The organism is Candidatus Koribacter versatilis Ellin345, from assembly GCF_000014005.1.
Taxonomy (GTDB): domain Bacteria; phylum Acidobacteriota; class Terriglobia; order Terriglobales; family Acidobacteriaceae; genus Korobacter; species Korobacter versatilis_A.
Genome location: NC_008009.1, coordinates 995,287 through 1,011,734 on the forward strand (window position 1 = coordinate 995,287; position 16,448 = coordinate 1,011,734).

Annotated in this window: 14 protein-coding genes; 9 read left to right on the top strand and 5 right to left on the bottom strand. The window is 58.2% G+C overall.

Annotated elements, in window-relative coordinates:
- The first annotated feature begins 134 nt into the window (after positions 1–134).
- From ACID345_RS04135 to ACID345_RS04150, 4 genes are all read left to right on the top strand, one after another.
- On the top strand, positions 135–578 hold the full coding sequence (locus tag ACID345_RS04135) for a DUF4440 domain-containing protein (RefSeq protein WP_011521610.1): 444 nt from the start codon (positions 135–137) through the stop codon (positions 576–578).
- Positions 579–1,108: 530 nt separating this feature from the next.
- Positions 1,109–2,083, top strand: coding sequence for an A/G-specific adenine glycosylase (gene mutY, locus ACID345_RS04140; RefSeq protein ID WP_011521611.1), 975 nt, complete (start codon positions 1,109–1,111; stop codon positions 2,081–2,083).
- 47 nt (positions 2,084–2,130) lie between these two features.
- Positions 2,131–2,613 carry a peroxiredoxin family protein gene (locus ACID345_RS04145; RefSeq protein WP_049761652.1) on the top strand — a complete coding sequence of 161 codons (483 nt, stop codon included), beginning with the start codon at positions 2,131–2,133 and terminating at the stop codon, positions 2,611–2,613.
- A gap of 187 nt (positions 2,614–2,800) precedes the next feature.
- Complete coding sequence (locus tag ACID345_RS04150; RefSeq protein WP_011521613.1) at positions 2,801–4,492, top strand: M28 family metallopeptidase; 1,692 nt, start codon at positions 2,801–2,803, stop codon at positions 4,490–4,492.
- Between the two features lie 49 nt (positions 4,493–4,541).
- Here ACID345_RS04150 and ACID345_RS04155 read toward each other — a convergent pair whose 3' ends face one another.
- A complete protein-coding gene (locus ACID345_RS04155) occupies positions 4,542–5,015 on the bottom strand; it encodes a substrate-binding domain-containing protein (protein ID WP_148210010.1) in 474 nt (157 codons plus the stop codon).
- Between the two features lie 135 nt (positions 5,016–5,150).
- Between ACID345_RS04155 and ACID345_RS04160 the strand changes: the two genes are divergently transcribed.
- Both ACID345_RS04160 and ACID345_RS04165 read left to right on the top strand, forming a co-directional pair.
- Positions 5,151–6,614 carry a tetratricopeptide repeat protein gene (locus ACID345_RS04160; protein ID WP_041855431.1) on the top strand — a complete coding sequence of 488 codons (1,464 nt, stop codon included), beginning with the start codon at positions 5,151–5,153 and terminating at the stop codon, positions 6,612–6,614.
- A gap of 119 nt (positions 6,615–6,733) precedes the next feature.
- A complete protein-coding gene (locus ACID345_RS04165; RefSeq protein ID WP_011521616.1) occupies positions 6,734–8,962 on the top strand; it encodes a hypothetical protein in 2,229 nt (742 codons plus the stop codon).
- On the opposite strand, the gene ACID345_RS04170 is transcribed toward ACID345_RS04165, so the two are convergent.
- A complete protein-coding gene (locus ACID345_RS04170) occupies positions 8,963–10,807 on the bottom strand; it encodes an energy transducer TonB (RefSeq protein WP_011521617.1) in 1,845 nt (614 codons plus the stop codon).
- Between the two features lie 87 nt (positions 10,808–10,894).
- Here ACID345_RS04170 and ACID345_RS04175 point away from each other — a divergent pair, with 87 nt between their 5' ends.
- On the top strand, positions 10,895–11,338 hold the full coding sequence (locus tag ACID345_RS04175) for a hypothetical protein (protein ID WP_011521618.1): 444 nt from the start codon (positions 10,895–10,897) through the stop codon (positions 11,336–11,338).
- On the opposite strand, the gene ACID345_RS04180 is transcribed toward ACID345_RS04175, so the two are convergent.
- Positions 11,339–11,992: an SRPBCC family protein gene (locus ACID345_RS04180; RefSeq protein WP_011521619.1), complete on the bottom strand. Its 654-nt coding sequence runs from the start codon at positions 11,990–11,992 to the stop codon at positions 11,339–11,341.
- Between the two features lie 121 nt (positions 11,993–12,113).
- Between ACID345_RS04180 and ACID345_RS04185 the strand changes: the two genes are divergently transcribed.
- Positions 12,114–12,869, top strand: a complete 756-nt coding sequence (locus ACID345_RS04185; protein WP_011521620.1) for a DUF72 domain-containing protein — start codon at positions 12,114–12,116, stop codon at positions 12,867–12,869.
- Positions 12,866–15,196, top strand: coding sequence for an amylo-alpha-1,6-glucosidase (locus ACID345_RS04190; RefSeq protein WP_011521621.1), 2,331 nt, complete (start codon positions 12,866–12,868; stop codon positions 15,194–15,196). The genes ACID345_RS04185 and ACID345_RS04190 overlap by 4 nt, the downstream gene beginning before the upstream one ends.
- 90 nt (positions 15,197–15,286) lie before the next feature.
- Here the strand turns inward: ACID345_RS04190 and ACID345_RS04195 are convergent, their stop codons facing one another.
- Entirely contained in the window at positions 15,287–15,811 is a 525-nt protein-coding gene (locus tag ACID345_RS04195; protein ID WP_041855432.1) for a ferritin-like domain-containing protein, read from the bottom strand.
- An 81-nt stretch (positions 15,812–15,892) separates the two neighbouring features.
- A complete protein-coding gene (locus tag ACID345_RS04200; protein WP_011521623.1) occupies positions 15,893–16,255 on the bottom strand; it encodes a hypothetical protein in 363 nt (120 codons plus the stop codon).
- Positions 16,256–16,448 lie beyond the last annotated feature (193 nt).

Sequence of the window (16,448 nt, forward strand, 5' to 3'; positions counted from 1 at the left end):
ATGGAGGGGCGGTCTTTTTGTCATCGTGAGCGAAACGGACAAAGTCCGCGAAGTCGAACGATCCCTATCGATTCCGGTAATTTCCGAGCAGAATACCCTTCGCACCCGCGACACTCTCGACTACAATCCCACGCATGCGAAAGCTGCTCTGCGCCGTCATCGTTCTGTTGCTCACCTCCGCCTGCACCATCGCCCCTGAGAAACCGAAGCCGGGCTGGGAGATGGCCACCAGCGGCGAACAATACGAACGCTTGTTCTGGGATTCGGTGAAGGCCAAGAACTGGCGCGACGTCGAAGCGCACCTCTCGGGAACGATCGTTGCGCAAAATCCTGCTGCCGTTGCTAACCGGCAGCAGACCATAGAGCATTTGCGGAAGTTCGATCTCACCGATTATTCGATCGGCGAGATCCAGACCGAAACCGCTGGCGCCGACATCATCGTGAGCTACATGTTTACCGGCAAAGGCACCATCGACGGTCAACCTCTCCCCGACAAACCGCTGCGCATGATGTCCGTGTGGCAGCAGGCCAAGAAGGGCATGATTATGGCCGCACACACCACCATGCCGACCTCTTAACTGGGTTTGCCACGCGAAGAAGGGGTTGCCGGTTCGTCTTCCTAAAATGTAACAAAAGGTTACACCATTTACGGTCAAAGGGCACCGGAGCGACCGCTTCGCGGTGGATCAACCGTCACCATTTCAGCTACTTACAATCCGTAAAGCCAATGGCATCAGGGTTGCTCTTATCCCTGTGTCGCGGACAAGAGCGTTTGGCTACGACACCTATCATTCCCGGGGAGGGAATTTATTGGAGAGCGGAGGCACCCGCTCTCCTTACTTTTTGGTGACGATCCTCACCTCGATCACGTGCATACCTCACAGACTCCGTTGCCAGTCCCGCGCTATTCTGCGCATGTGGGGCATTCCCAAGTTGACTTACTCGTTCTTTGATAACTCTGAGCCTCTGCGCTTCTGTGGTGAGCTAACTGCTTATTTTTGAATATTTTACCTATAAAGCACCTGTTTTGAAGATTTTGCGGGGATTTGATCGCTAAAATCTTGAAAACAAAGAATGGCTCAGGGGGAGGGTATACTCTTTTGCAATCATGAGCACCTCCGCGACGGCCGCTGACTCCGACGCCTCGGACCTCCAGAAATCCCTGCTGTCCTGGTACCGGCACAGCCGCCGCAATCTGCCATGGCGACGCACTCGCGATCCGTACGCGATTTGGATCTCGGAGATCATGCTCCAGCAGACCCGGGTGGCCGCCGTCCTCGACAAGTACGCCCAATTTCTCGCGCAATTTCCGAACGTAAAGGCATTGGCCGACGCCTCGCTCGACGAGGTTCTGACCGTTTGGAGCGGCCTTGGCTACTACCGGCGCGCGCGAGCCTTGCACCAGGCAGCGCAGATGGTGGTCCATCATCTGCACGGCAAATTTCCGGATACTGCGGCAGGCTGGCGGCAACTGCCCGGGATTGGTCGCTACACCAGCGCGGCGATCGCCAGTATCGCGTTTAACGAGCCGGCGGCAGTGGTGGATGGCAACGTGGAGCGCGTCCTTGAGCGTCTGGATGGAGAGCGCCACGAGGGCGAGAGGCTTTGGGAGCGCGCGGAACAATTGCTTGCCAAGCGTGCACCCGGCGATTGGAACCAGGCGATGATGGAACTCGGCGCCACGATCTGTTTGCCGCAGAATCCGCAATGCCTGGTTTGTCCGGTGAACGGGCCGTGCAAAACCCGGGGGCCACTCCAGTCTCGACCGCAACCGAAGCGCAAGCGCGCCGAGCTTTGGTACGCTCTGTATGCGCGGAAGAACAGCGTGCTGCTGGTGCAGCGTCCAGCGGACCACTCGTTGATGGCCGGTATGTGGGAGCTTCCTGCGATCCGCGCAAATGGCGTGGAGCCGCTTCACAAACTGCGCCACTCGATCACGGACACTGATTACGCGGTCTTCGTGGTCCGCGGCCGTACGGCGAAGAAACACGGCAAGTGGGTTACGCACGAAGAGGCGCACCGGATGGCGATCACCGGATTGACGCGCAAGATTTTGCGGAAACACTTCGCACGGGAGGCGTGATGTTTAAGTTCTTCCGCGCGATGTTCAAGACCCCGAGGAGAAGCAGGATGGCGACACTCGAAGCCGGCGTGAAGGCCCCCGATTTCACACTGCCCACTATGACCGGCGAAACTTTTTCGCTCAGCAAAGCGCTGGAAAAAGGGCCGGTACTGCTGGCGTTCTTCAAGATCAGCTGCCCAGTGTGCCAGTTCGCGATGCCGTACATCGAGCGCATGTACCAGGCTTCAAAGGGCAAGCCGGTGACCGTGATCGCGGTCTCGCAGGACGATCAGCGCGCGACGCTGGCATTCCTGAAGGAATATCGGATTACGATGCCGGTTGCACTCGATGACACGAAGAGCTATCCGGCCTCGAATGCGTATGGGCTGACCACGGTGCCGACGTTTTTCCTGATCAATCCCGAAGGCGACATTGGCATCGCTTCAGGCGGGTGGTTCCGCGAAGAGCAGGAGCAGTTCTATCGCGCGCTTGCCGGCGGCGGCGAGTACTTCCAAGCCAACGAGCGCATCCCCGATCTGAAATACGGCTGAGGATCGAAGAACTGAGCCGCGGTCTGCGGCTTCTTCGAGAGGGCTGAATCACAGCTTGCGCCCAACATCCGTGGGATTGAGTCGCTGTTTCCATCAGAGCGCCCCAGCCCAGGCGGAGCGAGAGTGTTGCGGCGTTACAATATAAGGTTTCTTGCTGCTCTTGATTCTTATCATGGAGTTTCCCTACATGCGAAATGCCGTGTTGTTGCTCATTGCGATGAGCGCAATGTCGTGCGCCATTGCACAAGGATCGCCGGAGAAGCCGAAATCCGGAGCCAAGCAATCTGCCGCAAGCGTGCCCGCATCGGCGCAGTCCGCGATCAACAATGTCAACCCGGAGATCATCCGCGCGCACGTGCGTTTCCTCTCACTGGATCTGCTTGAGGGTCGCGGAACAGGACAGCGTGGTGGCGACATTGCCGCCGAATATATCGGCACGCAGTTTGCTAGTTACGGACTGAAGCCGATAGGCGATAACGGCAGCTATCTCCAGAAGGTCGAAATGCTTGGTATCAAGACCAAGCCGGAGTCGAGCTACGCGGTCACGACGGAGAAGGGACAGAAGCTGGATCTGAAGCCGGGACAGGACATCGTTTCGATGGACGAAACCGGCAATGCCTCCGATGAGATCGACGCACCTATCGTTTGGGTCGGGTTCGGCATCACTGCGCCCGAGTACAGGTGGGACGATTACAGCGGCCTCGACGTGAAGGGCAAAGTGCTGCTGATGCTGGTGAACGAGCCACCTTCTACGGACCCGAACTTCTTCAAGGCCAAGGCACTCACGTATTACGGACGCTGGACATACAAGTACGAGCAGGCCGCTCGCATGGGCGCAGTCGGCGTGATCCTCGTGCACCAGACCGAAATGGCGAGCTACGGATGGGACGTGGTCCACAACTCGTGGGGAGGCGAACGTTCCTACCTGCGCGCGAACAACGAGCCGCAGCTGAAGGCGGCGTCATGGATTCAGTACAACGTGGCGAAACAGATCTTTGCCGACTCCGATATCGACATCGCAAAGGCAATCAGTGAGGCGGGACGGCCGGGCTTCAAGGGACGCGAGTTGAACGCGCATTTCAAGGCACACGTGGAGAGCGCGGTGCGTCCGTTCAACTCCTACAACGTCGTCGCGGAGTTGCAGGGATCGGATTCGAAGCTGACGGACCAGGCAATTATGTATTCCGCGCACTACGATCACCTTGGTATTGATCCGAACCAGTCGGGTGACAACATCTACAACGGGGCGGCCGATAATGCGACGGGTTGCGGCATTCTGTTGGAGATCGCCCGCGTGATGTCAGCATCGCCGGTGAAGCCGAAGCGATCCGTAATCTTCGCGTCGGTAACCGCGGAAGAACAGGGTCTGCGCGGATCGGAGTATCTCGGGAAGAACCCGCCGATCCCCGCACGCAATATCAGTCTCGACTTGAACTTCGACGATGTCCCGCCGATCGGCATGCCGGAGGAAGTGCAGGTGAGTGGCGCGGAACGCACGACGTTCTACCCAGTCGTGGAGCAGACCGCAAAGGAGTTCAAGCTCACGATTGTTCCAGATTCGCGGCCCGAAGCTGGCCACTACTATCGCTCCGATCATTTCAGCCTGGCGCGCGTTGGAGTGCCGGCCTTCTCGGTGAATGAAGGCGAGAAGTTCGCCGGCCACGACAAAGACTGGGGTGAGAAGCAGGCGCAGGACTACAACAAGAACCGTTATCACCAGGTCACAGACGAGTACAAGCCAGAAATGGACTTCTCAGGCGACGCGCTGATGGCGAAGTTCGGTGTAGCGCTGGGCTGGAAGGCAGCAAACCAGCCGAACAAGGTGGGGTGGCGTGCGGGAGACGAGTTCGAAAAGGCCCGCAAAGCCAGCGAACAGTAATTTAGAAATTACATCGCGAGACGAGGCTGCGGAGACGCAGCCTTTTTCTTTACCAGACGCCGTGCAGAAGATAGCCAGGTTCGAGCGGCATTTTGCCGTCAACCTTTACGACGTTGACCGAGCTGTTGATGGCGTAAACATCCACCATGCCTACAGCGCCGGCGTTGCTGGCAATCATCTTCAACGCGACGTCATCCGAGTCAGCGATGACGAAGGCTGGATTCGGACGCCCCTGGTTCGCGGAACTGACGAGGGACTTCACTTGTTCCGCAGTCATACCGAAGAGCTTTTGAAGTACCACACGCATCGCGGGCGCGTTGGGATCCTTCATCACGATGATGATGTCCTGACCGTTCGGCCACTTCTTCGTGACGTTCTTCAGCACCTTCGCAAGATCCGCAGTGGTAAGTGCCTTGGTGTCGTTGGCCTTGTTTACGACCACGGCAAGGTCCTTCGCCGCAACGTAGAGGGACGAAGCGAGCGCGAAGATCGCCAGCAATGCGAAGTGCCTTAGTCGATGCATGAATGCTCTTACGGTATTGTCCATCAAAAGATATACGAGTGATAAACACAAGTAACGTGAGTAACCTTGGAGTTAACGGGGCCGCGTGCTAATCTGCGCACACAATTGGGAGAAGTGTGCGTTCGTAAGGGACCGATGATGAACCGTTTGATGACCAAGCTTATGTGCTATGCCGTGCTCGCGGCACCGTGCGCGTTTGCTACCGGATCAGGCCAGGAGGCCACTCCGGAGAAAGACATTCCACTCACCACTAGTTCGGACGTAGCGCGGCGCGCGTTCCAGGGCGGACTCGAGAATATCGAGAACCAGCAGTCCAAGCGTGCCCATGTCGACTTCCGGTCCGCAGTGCGCGCTGACAGCAACTTTGCGCTGGCGCACTTGTTCCTGGCATACGACAACGGAAATCCGGCGGAAGAGAAGGCGGAGCTTCAGAAGGCGCGCACGCTGGCCGCGAACGCCTCGAAGCCCGAACAGATGCTGGTGGAATGGATGGCGGGATCGCGTGAGGGGAAGATGGTTCCGGCGATCTCTGCACTGAACGATGTGACGTCCGCGTATCCCGAAGACAAGTTCCTGCTATTTCTTGCCGGTCGCTGGATGGTGCAACAGCAGAATTACGAAGGTGCGCAGCGGTTCCTCGAGCGGGCAGTGACGATCGATCCGAATTATCCGGCGGCCCTGAACGAACTGGCGTATGCCTACGCCGGCAACAGGATCTTCGACAAGGCATTCGAGGCACTCGACAAGTACGCGAAGCTGCTTCCAGGTGAACCGAATACGCAGGACTCCTACGGGGAGATCAGCCTGAAGGCGGGGCGATTCGAGCAGGCGGTTGAACACTACAAGAAAGCGCTGGAATACGATTCGACGTTCGTGTGGTCGCAGGTTGGCCTGGGCGACAGTTACATGCTGATGGGGAAAGAGCAGCAGGCCCGTGCAGAATATGCGAAGGCGGCTGCGATGGCACCGTCGGATGGCGATCGGCTTACGTGGCAACTGCAGTCGGCATTGACCTATATGTTCGCGCATCAGCATGAATCCGCCGATGATGCGTTCACGAAGGTGGCTGAAGAAGCGAGTTCGTTGCATATCGGCAAGCAGGAAGCCATGGCGCACAGGCTTATGTCGGCTTACGACCCGGATTTGCCGGGGTTCCTGCGGCACACTGCTGACGCTGAAAGCGCGTTGAAGACACGCTCGGATATATCGAAGAGCGATCGCGACCAGGAGATGGCGCTGCTGTTAAAATCCCGCGCTGTGCGGGCGGCGGAATTCGGCCGCACGGACATGGCGAACGAGTCCTTGAAGAAGCTCAGCCAGATGGCGGAGAGCATCCCGGACAACGTAATTCAACAGGCGAACGAAGGCGCGCAGGGCGGCGTATTGTGGGTCCAGAAGAAATACGCCGAGGCCATACCTCATTTGGAAGAGGACCAGGGGAATCCGTTGAGTGCGGCGCGCCTGTTGCAGGCGTATCGCGAGAGCGGAGACTCGTATCGTGCCGACTCTCGGGCGATACGGTTAAATAGTTATTACGAGCCGACGCTCGACGATTACCTGGCCAGGCAGCTGTTGAACGGCAAACAGCGCAAGAAGTAACAAGCGCAAGAAGAAGTCTCCCAGGCGACAGGGCAGAGAGTACAATTCACCTCCGCATCACCTTCTCCCGGTGAGACCGGCGGCAATCCAGCAAGCACGTTGAAGGTGGAGACGCGGGCATGGTTTTCCAGTTCCGCAAACGCGGCAGCCTCGAAGAGAGGGTACGGCAGCTCGCGATGTCGTCGTACGTGCCGGTGCTGACGCTGGAGGGACTGGCGCCGGGAGTTGATAACGTCCGCCACGACGTTTATCTCAGTTCAAAGTTCTGCGACCAAGCGCGAGTGCACATCTCGCGGCTCATCACCAAATACGGCAACGTTGAAGATCTCGCAGTCGAGACGACGAATAGCCTGGTGCCGGCGTTTCCCCCACCTAGCCTAGCGCCGGTATCGAAGAGCCCTAATGTGCGTGCGCAGGAAGCCGGAGAGTTCCGTAGATTGCTGACGGAGATCCAGACGGCCGGGCTGCAGCGCGCGAAATCCCTGGGAAATATCTCGGTTGATATGGTGGCGCGGCTGGCGCTGATCAAATATCTGCGAACCGAATTGATCGGCCAGTTCGACCACGTGCTCGAGCGATGCCGGGCACGCCTGAAGCAATATGAAAATCCGCGTCATGTGAATTCGGGACTCGGGATCGCGCTGCGCGACCGTTTCCTCAACCTGCAGTACCGCAAAAAGCTGATCCTCCGCCAAGCGGGGCAAGACGTCTTCATGACGATGCTCAGCGTGGAGAAGGAAACGCTATCACGCATGCGCAGGTCGTTCTTTGGTGTTGAGACGGCGAGCTACGAGCTGTTCACCAACCGACTGCTGTTCACAGATGACGGGCGCGACGACTTTCTCAATGCCGAACACTATGTAATGCTCGGCAACTTCGACCGCGATCCTGACCGCTTCCCGGCAATGCTGGAGATCCTGACTGACTTCCTGGTGGCACTTAACCTGCCGATGGAAGGCGCGACGGAGACAGTGGTAGACGGGTGGCTCAACGATCCGGAAAATGCCGAACGGTTGATCGGCGATGGTGCGCCGGACGACAGCAACAGGGGTGAGTTGCAGCGTGCCGTGCTGACCGCCTGGGTGACCACACTCGAGCGGCACGACGTGATGCAGCATGTTATCGCGTCGTATGAAGTGGTGCCGTTACTCAGTGAATACACGCCGCTGATCAACGCGCAGCAGTTGAAGAATGCGCTGATCTCGAAGTCTGAACGCAACCGTGTGGAACAGTTGCTGCGCGAACACGGGAAGATTTCGGCAGAGAAGATGAACTTAGCGCGGAAAAAAGTGGAGGGCTATCGCGGACAGGACCGGCTGAAAATTGCCGGGCGTTTCCTGCGGGATTTCATGCGATACCACCGCGATTTGCGCCGGCTGGAAGCGTTGAACTCGGCGCTCGACACGGTGAGCGTTATTTCCAATGAGAAGCTGCGCGAGCTGTCGGCGATCAATAACACGCTTTATGAATTCCTTCTTCCCGATGAACAGAAGCCAGTGGAAGACCGGATCACGCACCACGTGATTCTCAAGGCCGATCTTCGCGACTCGACGGAGGTCACACAGAACCTGGTGCAGCGTGGATTGAATCCGGCATCGCATTTCGGACTGAACTTTTTCGAGCCGGTGAACAAGTTGTTGGCGAACTACGGCGCGACGAAAGTGTTCATTGAAGGCGACGCGGTGATCTTGTGCATCTTCGGGCGTGAGCATGACCAGGGTGGAACGGTGGCGCGAGCCTGCGCGCTGGGCCGGGAGATCATGGAAGTGGTGCGCGGGTACAACGCGAAGCTGGAGACAGAAGGATTGCCGACGCTCGAGTTAGGCATCGGGATCTGCTACCAGGAGGGTTCACCGCTCTACCTGGTGGACGGCAACTCGAAGATCATGATTTCGCAGGCGTTGAACGAGAGCGACCGGCTTTCGTCGTGCAGCCGGATCACGCGCAAACTGCTGACCGCGCCTGGAATTTTCAATGTCTATGCGTTCCAAACCGACGAAGGTGGGGAAGGCCTGGAGATGCAGCTGCGGTACAACATTGGCGGAATCCAGCTTGGGCGCACCGCGTTTCGGGAATTGCTGGAAGAGATTTCGCTGGAACAACGGCATTTGGAATTGCCGATGCTATGGGAACACGAACTGGTGACGTTGTATTCAGGCATCGTGCAGCTGGCGTCAGGAACGTTCCACAAGATTATCGTGCGCGAAGGCGTGGTACCTCGCGTGGACGCGCGAACGCTCGAGTTGAAGAGCTGGACGGAACGAAAGTATTACGAGGTTTGCACGAGCCCGATGGTTTATGAGTACTTCGAGGCGCCGAAAAGCGTGAAGGCGACGAGCGCAAATTAGCTACGGGTTGATCGGCTTCAAGTGGAATGGGATATCCACGATCGCTTCTAAATCCACCGCCGTCCCATTCTTCATTCCAGGAACAAATCTCCAGCCCGCGAGGGCGCGCATCGCGCTGTAGTCGAGATCCTTGTCGAGACTGCGTAAAACTTTGATGTCAGCGACAGTGCCGTCCTGGCGGATGACAGCGTAGAGCGTTACCGTGCCTTCGATGTGGTAGTGGACAAGTGCCTGCGGGTAAACCGGATCGAGTTTGCTGGTCGCGACAGGCGCTAACACGGGGATACCATCGCGACGATCGTTGAGTTCGGCGAAGCGCACCACCCAGCTTCCGGTCGAAGAGTTTAGGTTCGGCATGTTGAGCGTAAGGGCGTAGTAGCGCTTGCCGGCGAAAACCTTGTCAGCGAGCGGGTTGCGCGCTTCGGGCGCGGTTGTCGCGGGCATGGGCTTGGTCGCTTTCGCGAGATCGGCGACAGTGGCGTGCTGCATCTTGGGGAACTGCAGCTTGGCCATCTCGGTTGTTGCGGGAGCGGGGGACGGCGTCTTGCCTACGACGGGCGCGGGATTCGCGCCTTCGGGCGGCGCGCTGACGTAAATGCCCGCAGGGCCGTTCTCTTTCCCGGAGCCGTTTCCAGCGCCACTAGAGTTCCCGTTCTTACCTGCTCCAGGGCCGCTCTCGTTTCCAGAAGATTCGGGCTGTCCTGTGGCACCGGGACGGCCGCTGGGGCCAGCGGAGAATTCACCGTTGCGATTACCGGCGGGAACGCTGATGGGACCGTGGACGTCGGTGGGGTGAACGCTGAGGGCGATGATCTGGCCAGTTGGTTTGCCGTTCGATCCGGCGATGCCGCCGACACTGGGTTGGGGTGGAACCACTTGGGGCTGCGGGGTTCCGTTCGGCACCCCGTGCTGGGCGATGCCCGGAGCATTTGGTGCCGGGGGTATAGCTTGCGGTTGCAGGCTGCCGATTCCGGTCACACCACTCTTCTTTGCGGAAACAGTGGGCGCGGGTGGCACGACTTCGCCGACGGTGAGTCCGCTGGCGCGTTGCGCGGGAACAGGGAGCGACGGCGCAGGCGCGACGACTGAAGGTTGCAGTGCCGAGACGTTGAGTTGACCGTTGGGACGCAGCGTACGATCGTTCGCGACCGGCTCGACCGCTGAGCTTTGCAGGTTGATTGTGCGCTTGTCGCGGAGTTTGCTGATGTCCGGAGTTGGCTCAACGACCTGGGCCGCGAGTGGGAAGGTCATCTTCGGTTGCACGGCAGGCGAAGCCGCAGTAGGCGCGACCGGGTCGCTCGTCCAAACCGCCATGTTGGGAAGCGGGACATCGTGCTGGAGCTTCACGTTTGGTGGTGTGATGACGGTCTGGGTGTGATTGTCGGCGTTCGGTCGTACCGAGATGATTTCCTGCTTCGCGTAAACCGGATCGGCTTTCTTCGACGTGTGCGGACGCGGCGCCTTGCTGTTGATTGCGGGCAGGTAATCGGAAGTCGGGTAGTACTGGATGTGCGCGTGCTCAAACGGGCTGATTGGCCTGACGGGCGGTTCAAGGAACCAGGCAGAGGTGCAGATCGCGAAGGTGGCGACGACGACGAGGACGTGTCCCCAATACGATTCGCGGATGCGCGTCCATGCGGGCGCGGTCAGGACGTAGTTGGTGAGCCAGCCTTCGTACCGACTGCGATCGAAAGGGCGAGGCCAATCGCGGAAACAGAGGAAGTCGCCGAGGTTGCGGAAGAAGACGGTGCGCCCGGATTCGATGGCAGGCAGAAGCGCGAGCGTGGGTTCCGTAGAACTCGGCTCTGGCGTGCGACTTAAATTCAACTGCGTGCCGGATGCCATGAATACCTGGTGCGCGATGCGAGTGGAACGATTATATCGGCAAAAACAGGGCCGAAGTGGGTCGGGTACACTTGGACGAGAACTCTCATGCGAATTCCGTCCCTTATTTCAGTGTTCCTGCTTACTTCGGTACTAAGCCTCGCGCAATCCCTCAGACCACAAGACGTTTCAGGACTGTATTCGTTTGTGAAAAGTGGCGACACAGTGCAGATCAATGTGCAACCCGATGGCAGCATGTCGGGGTACGTGTCGCGGGTGGGGGACGGGGATAGCGACCGGGGCCAGATGCTCGACATGATGTTTGCGAAGTCGTCGTTGAAGAACGGCCACCTCGAGTTCACGACGAAGAAAGTCCACGGGACTTGGTTTGAATTCAAAGGACGAGCCGAGCGCGGAACCTCGAAAACAAAGGACGAAGAGGGTTACATGATCATCCGGGGCACGTTGACGACGGTGCACGAGGACGTGAATGGACATGCTACACCGCTGGCGAGCGAAGTGGAGTTCAAGTCGTTCCCGACGGGGATGTAACTAATATTTGGCTTCGGGTGGACGGGTGTGCTCGACTGGTGAGTCGAAGCGCTTGTTTTCGTGGCTGCTGATGAGTTCCGGGCCGGGGCCGTAGGTTCCGGTCGCCGATGCGGGATTCTCGTCGCGGCGAATGCTAGCGCCCCCGGATTCCATGGAGGCCTTGAATTCGCGCAGGGCCTGCTCGATGAAGCCTTCCATTTCTCCTGCGAAAGAAGCGAACACGGGACGGAGGATGCGTCCGGCGGGGACGTAGTTCATGTGTACATGAACCAGAGTGTCGTTGCCGATGCGGGAGAAGGTAATGCGTCCACTGTGCTTGGGACCGGCGAGCGATTTCCAGCCGATGGCTTCGTTGGGAATGAATTGGGTGATGATCGCGTCCCACTCGAAGGGAGCGTCGTTGATGTCAACGCGCCAGTGAGAGCGGCTGCCAGCGACGCGGACGTTGCGAACCATGGAGACGTGGTTGGGAACCATGCGGAAGTCGGACCAGGCGTCGAAGACATCGTCAACAGGGCGGCCGATCTGGACGCTCTTTTCCAGTCGGACGATCGGGCTGTAGCCCCCTCGACGTCCGAAGTGCAGGGCTGTCCACATCCCCGCAACTGTGCCCGCACCGAACACCACTCCCGCCCAGAATGACCGCTGCTCCATATGAATGCTCCTTGGCCTCTATGGATTGGAGAGATTTGTAACGGGCGAGGTTGCCATCGCGCGAGATGGCAACTCACACTATCGTGGAGGACATCCTCATTAGTGGACGTTCTTCCTCTGCATGACGCGGTGCGCGATACATATCGGGACATCCGGGTGGCATTACAAACACTGGGTGGGCACGTTTTATCCAGAGAAGACGCCTGCTTCGAAGATGTTCGATTTTTATGCAAAACGGTTCGATACGGTTGAGTTGAATAACAGTTTCTACCGGCTGCCTTCCGAAGAGATGTTTCGGGAATGGGCCGCCGCGACCCCGAAGGGATTCACCTTTGCGGTGAAGGCAAGCCGCTTCATTACCCACAACTTGAAGTTGAAGAACCCGCAGAATGCCCTGGACAACATCCTGCTGCGGGCTGAGGAGATGGGCAAGAAGCTTGGGCCAGTGCTGTTCCAGCTGCCTCCTAAGTGGAAGAAGAATACGGAGCGGCTCGAGGAATTTCTCGCGGCCCTCCCGAAATATCACCGGTATGCATTCGAGTTTCGCGAACCGAGCTGGCACTCCGAAGACGTGTATGCGGTACTGCGGAAATTTAATGTCGCTTACTGCATTCACGAGATAGCGGGGTTTCACACTGATTTGCAGGTGACGGCGGATTTTACCTACGTCCGGCTGCATGGACCGGGAGCAGGGAAGTACGAGGGCAGCTACACAGAAGCGCAGCTTCAGCGGTGGGCGGAGCAGATTCGGCGCTGGCGCGAGACATTGAAGGCTGTCTATTTGTACTTCGATAACGATCAGGCGGGATATGCAGCGAAGAATGCGCTTCGGTTGAAAGCGCTGGTTGGCACAGAGCAGCAGGAGCGTGTGGCTTGAGTTACAACGCGCGGCGAACGCACTACATCCGGCTGCATCCGCGCGCCGATACCGACTATTGCAGCCAGAACCGCACGGTGATGGCGACCGGGCTGGATGGTTTCATCGCGGACCGGCCGGACCAGGGACTGTTCAATAACCAGACGCGGCTGCTCAGCAAGTATCGCTACTGCCTTAACAATGACGACTGGTGGCCGGTGGCGGTGTCGAACGTGGAGCAGCACTCGTGGATGGGTTATTACATCCAAGCTCCTCCTGGGTACAAGGAAAGCGAGTTAGACCGCGGCAGCGGACAAGTGGAGGCAATTTCGCAACGGTCGCTCGAATTGCGAATCTCGCGTTTTGTCGGAGATGGTGTGCATGAGGACCTCGACATTACGAACTTCACCGGAACGGAAGTGGAGTTCACCCTGCGGCTGCAGTTCGACGGTGACTTCCTTGACCAGGAGGAGACGCATCGATCGCATGAGAAGCGCGGGAACATCGAGCGCGAATGGCGACGACGGCCGCAAGGTACGTGGGAATACGCGTTCGATCATTACGCGGAACATGAATACGACAATCAGGGCGATAGAGGGAGGGTTTCGATCCATGGTGGCGTGCGCATCCATTTCCTGAAGTGCGACAGTGAGCCAACGCATTGTGGCGGCGAGATCACGTTCCCAATCAAGCTTGCGCCGATGCAACAATGGCACGCCTGTGTGGAACTGCTTCCGGTCTTCGAAGGAAAGGAGCTTCCGGCGCAGTACCCGTGCAACTCGTTTGGAACGACGAATACGGAATTCGACCACCTGCGCGAGAGCTTCTATCAGCGTTCAACGAAGTTCAGTACCGGGAATTCTCACGATCTTGCCTATGACGTGGTCGCCTCGCTGGAACAGGCGAAGCGGGACCTGGCGTCGTTGCGGCTGTACGACCTTGATCATGCGAAAGACGCTTGGACTGTTGCAGCGGGATTGCCGATCTATGTTGCGCTATTTGGGCGCGACACGCTGACGGTGTCGTGGGAGTCGGGGATTCTCAGCACGGACATTCTCAGCGGCACCCTCCAGGAATTGCCGCGCTGGCAGGGAACGAAGATCGATGACTGGCGTGATGAGCAGCCCGGACGCATGTTGCACGAGGCGCACACGAATCCGCTGGCGATGTTGCAGTACAACCCGCGACAGAGATACTACGGCGCGGAAACGACGAGCAAGTTCTATCCGGTAACGGTGGCGGAGTTGTGGCATTGGACGGGAGACAAGGCGCTGGTGAAGCCGCTCATCGGCCCGGCGCTCGATGCGCTGGAGTGGTCGGACATGTACGAACACGACCAGGGGAATGGATTCTTCGCATATAAAACGCGGTCGGTGGATGGCACTCGCAACCAAGGGTGGAAGGACTCGAAGGATTCCATGGTGTATCCGGATGGATCCTTGGTGGACGCGCCAGTGGCGACAGTCGAAGAGCAGGGCTTTGCGTACGTTGCGCGACTGCACATGTCCGAGGTTTTGTGGTGGTTGGATGAGAAGGACCTCGCAAAGAAGCTGTGGGACCAGGCGGCAGAGTTCAAAAAGCGATTCAATGAGAAGTACTGGATGCACGATGAGAACTACTACTGCATGGGTCTCGATCCGAAGGGCGAGCAGATCAAGTCGATCGGTTCGGATGCGGGGCATCTGTTTGCAGCTGGAATTGTGGATGACGCGTTGGTGAGGTCGACTGTCGAACGGTTCATGAAGCCGGATTTGTTTACGGGTTGGGGAATGCGAACACTGTCATCGGAGCATCCGGCGTTCAATCCATTCAGCTATCACCGCGGCTCGGTATGGCCGGTGGAGAACGGCAGCTTCTGCATGGGGCTGCTACGGTTCGGACTTTACGAGCAGTTGCACACTCTGGCCAAAGCGGCGTTTGAATCAACCGCGATGTTTGAATATCACCGGTTGCCGGAAGTGTTCTCTGGCCATCAGCGAGATGCGAAGCATCCGTTTCCGGCGCTATATCCGAAGACTTGCTGGCCGCAGGCGTGGTCGTCGTCTACGCTGTTTTCCATTGTGCAGGCGTTACTGGGAATTTACCCCTACGCGCCATTGAAGGTCCTGATCGTGAATCCGGTGCTGCCGGAGTGGTTGCCGGAGATCACGCTGACCGACCTCCACGTTGGAGAGGCGGTGGTGTCGATCAAGTTCTTCCGCAAAGAAGATGGGAGCAGCGATTACCGTGTGCTCGATCAACAAGGCGAACTGCACATATTGCGAGTCGAGAGCCCCTGGTCGATGCGGCACAACTGGGTTGGCAACATCGTGAACTTTGTGAAAAGCTTCGCGCCGAGCCGGTCCTAGGCGGCAGGGAGTAGCAGCTTTACTGGCGGCCGGCGAGAATCGAAAAGGCGTGCCGCTCGAGCAGCACGCCCTTCTTAACGGTGCGGATCGCTAGCTGGATCCGGCGCCTTGTCTCGAGGCTTCCGCGATTTTGCGTTCCAGGAACGCTACATGCTCGCCTTCAAAATCGGCGAGTTCGGTATAGAGTCGCTTCAACCTCGGGTCCTTACAGGCCTCGATGAGGCCGGTGTAGAACTTCTTCGCCCCCACTTCCGCGGTGAGACCTACATGCAATGCGCGTTCTTTCGGAGTGCGGTGGTCCTGGGCGGTGACCCCGCTGAAGACATCAGCGTCTTCAAGGCGCGGAATCTCTACAAACTCGTAGATGTCGTCGTCGGTGAGGGCGCACGGCCGCTGTCCGAACAGTTCGCTGTAGCGGTTTTGCAGCAGCGTGCTGTGGTGGCGCTCTTCGGCGGCCATATCCCAAAAGACGCTGGCGATGGCGAGGGAATCGTCGTCGCGGAACTCGACAAACATCTCTGCGAAGCGATGGTAGATTTCAGCGTTTCGCTCTTCGACGAAGACGGCGGCGTGTAAGGCCTCCTGCTCCGTGAGCGCATTGAAAGTTCGTTTCATCACGCGAAGTATGTCTCCACTCTCGTAAGTCCGCAAGAGCGACCATACGTAAATCAACAGCAGAACCTAGAACGGGAATACCTAGACTTTCCCGTTAGCCCGTTCCTGCTCGAGCTTGGCGATGGTATCCCGCAGCCATGCCTTGAGGTTCGCTTCCAACTCGGCTTCACTCTGGCGGGTCTCGATCGTCAAACCGGAAGGAGTAAGCGGGATGAAGTGACAGGGCGCGTCTTCGCGACGATATTGGTCAGGCACAAAGTCCCAGAGAAGGCAATTCCGGCACGGGTTGGGGCGACGCGGAAGCCCGTAGTTGATGCAGGAAAGCGAATCCTGGAACGGAGATATGGGGACTAGCGGGTTCTTTTGAGCGCGATAGCCGCCCTGTTCAAGGAAATTGAGTTCGTAGCGCAGGACTTCGAGGACATCGCGGGAATCGTCTGACATGGCAGGACCTTGGCGGGCCGGTCTCGTGGCCAGTTACCAGCCTGTGTGATTTTCGGCGGTTACGACCGCAGAAGCGGTGATTCACCTCACAATCGCATGTGACGGCTCCCGGGCAATGCCGCTGGGGTGGTATGCGAAACTTCCGCGCGCTGTGACACTTATCACAGTCGGCAGGTCCTCCGTCTGCGAACTT

Coding starts and splice junctions, on each gene's coding strand:
- ACID345_RS04135 (WP_011521610.1), top strand. CDS start 135: ATGCGAAAGCTGCTCTGCGCCGTCATCGTTCTGTTGCTCACCTCCGCC.
- mutY (WP_011521611.1), top strand. CDS start 1,109: ATGAGCACCTCCGCGACGGCCGCTGACTCCGACGCCTCGGACCTCCAG.
- ACID345_RS04145 (WP_049761652.1), top strand. CDS start 2,131: ATGGCGACACTCGAAGCCGGCGTGAAGGCCCCCGATTTCACACTGCCC.
- ACID345_RS04150 (WP_011521613.1), top strand. CDS start 2,801: ATGCGAAATGCCGTGTTGTTGCTCATTGCGATGAGCGCAATGTCGTGC.
- ACID345_RS04155 (WP_148210010.1), bottom strand. CDS start 5,015: ATGCATCGACTAAGGCACTTCGCATTGCTGGCGATCTTCGCGCTCGCT.
- ACID345_RS04160 (WP_041855431.1), top strand. CDS start 5,151: ATGATGAACCGTTTGATGACCAAGCTTATGTGCTATGCCGTGCTCGCG.
- ACID345_RS04165 (WP_011521616.1), top strand. CDS start 6,734: ATGGTTTTCCAGTTCCGCAAACGCGGCAGCCTCGAAGAGAGGGTACGG.
- ACID345_RS04170 (WP_011521617.1), bottom strand. CDS start 10,807: ATGGCATCCGGCACGCAGTTGAATTTAAGTCGCACGCCAGAGCCGAGT.
- ACID345_RS04175 (WP_011521618.1), top strand. CDS start 10,895: ATGCGAATTCCGTCCCTTATTTCAGTGTTCCTGCTTACTTCGGTACTA.
- ACID345_RS04180 (WP_011521619.1), bottom strand. CDS start 11,992: ATGGAGCAGCGGTCATTCTGGGCGGGAGTGGTGTTCGGTGCGGGCACA.
- ACID345_RS04185 (WP_011521620.1), top strand. CDS start 12,114: ATGACGCGGTGCGCGATACATATCGGGACATCCGGGTGGCATTACAAA.
- ACID345_RS04195 (WP_041855432.1), bottom strand. CDS start 15,811: ATGAAACGAACTTTCAATGCGCTCACGGAGCAGGAGGCCTTACACGCC.
- ACID345_RS04200 (WP_011521623.1), bottom strand. CDS start 16,255: ATGTCAGACGATTCCCGCGATGTCCTCGAAGTCCTGCGCTACGAACTC.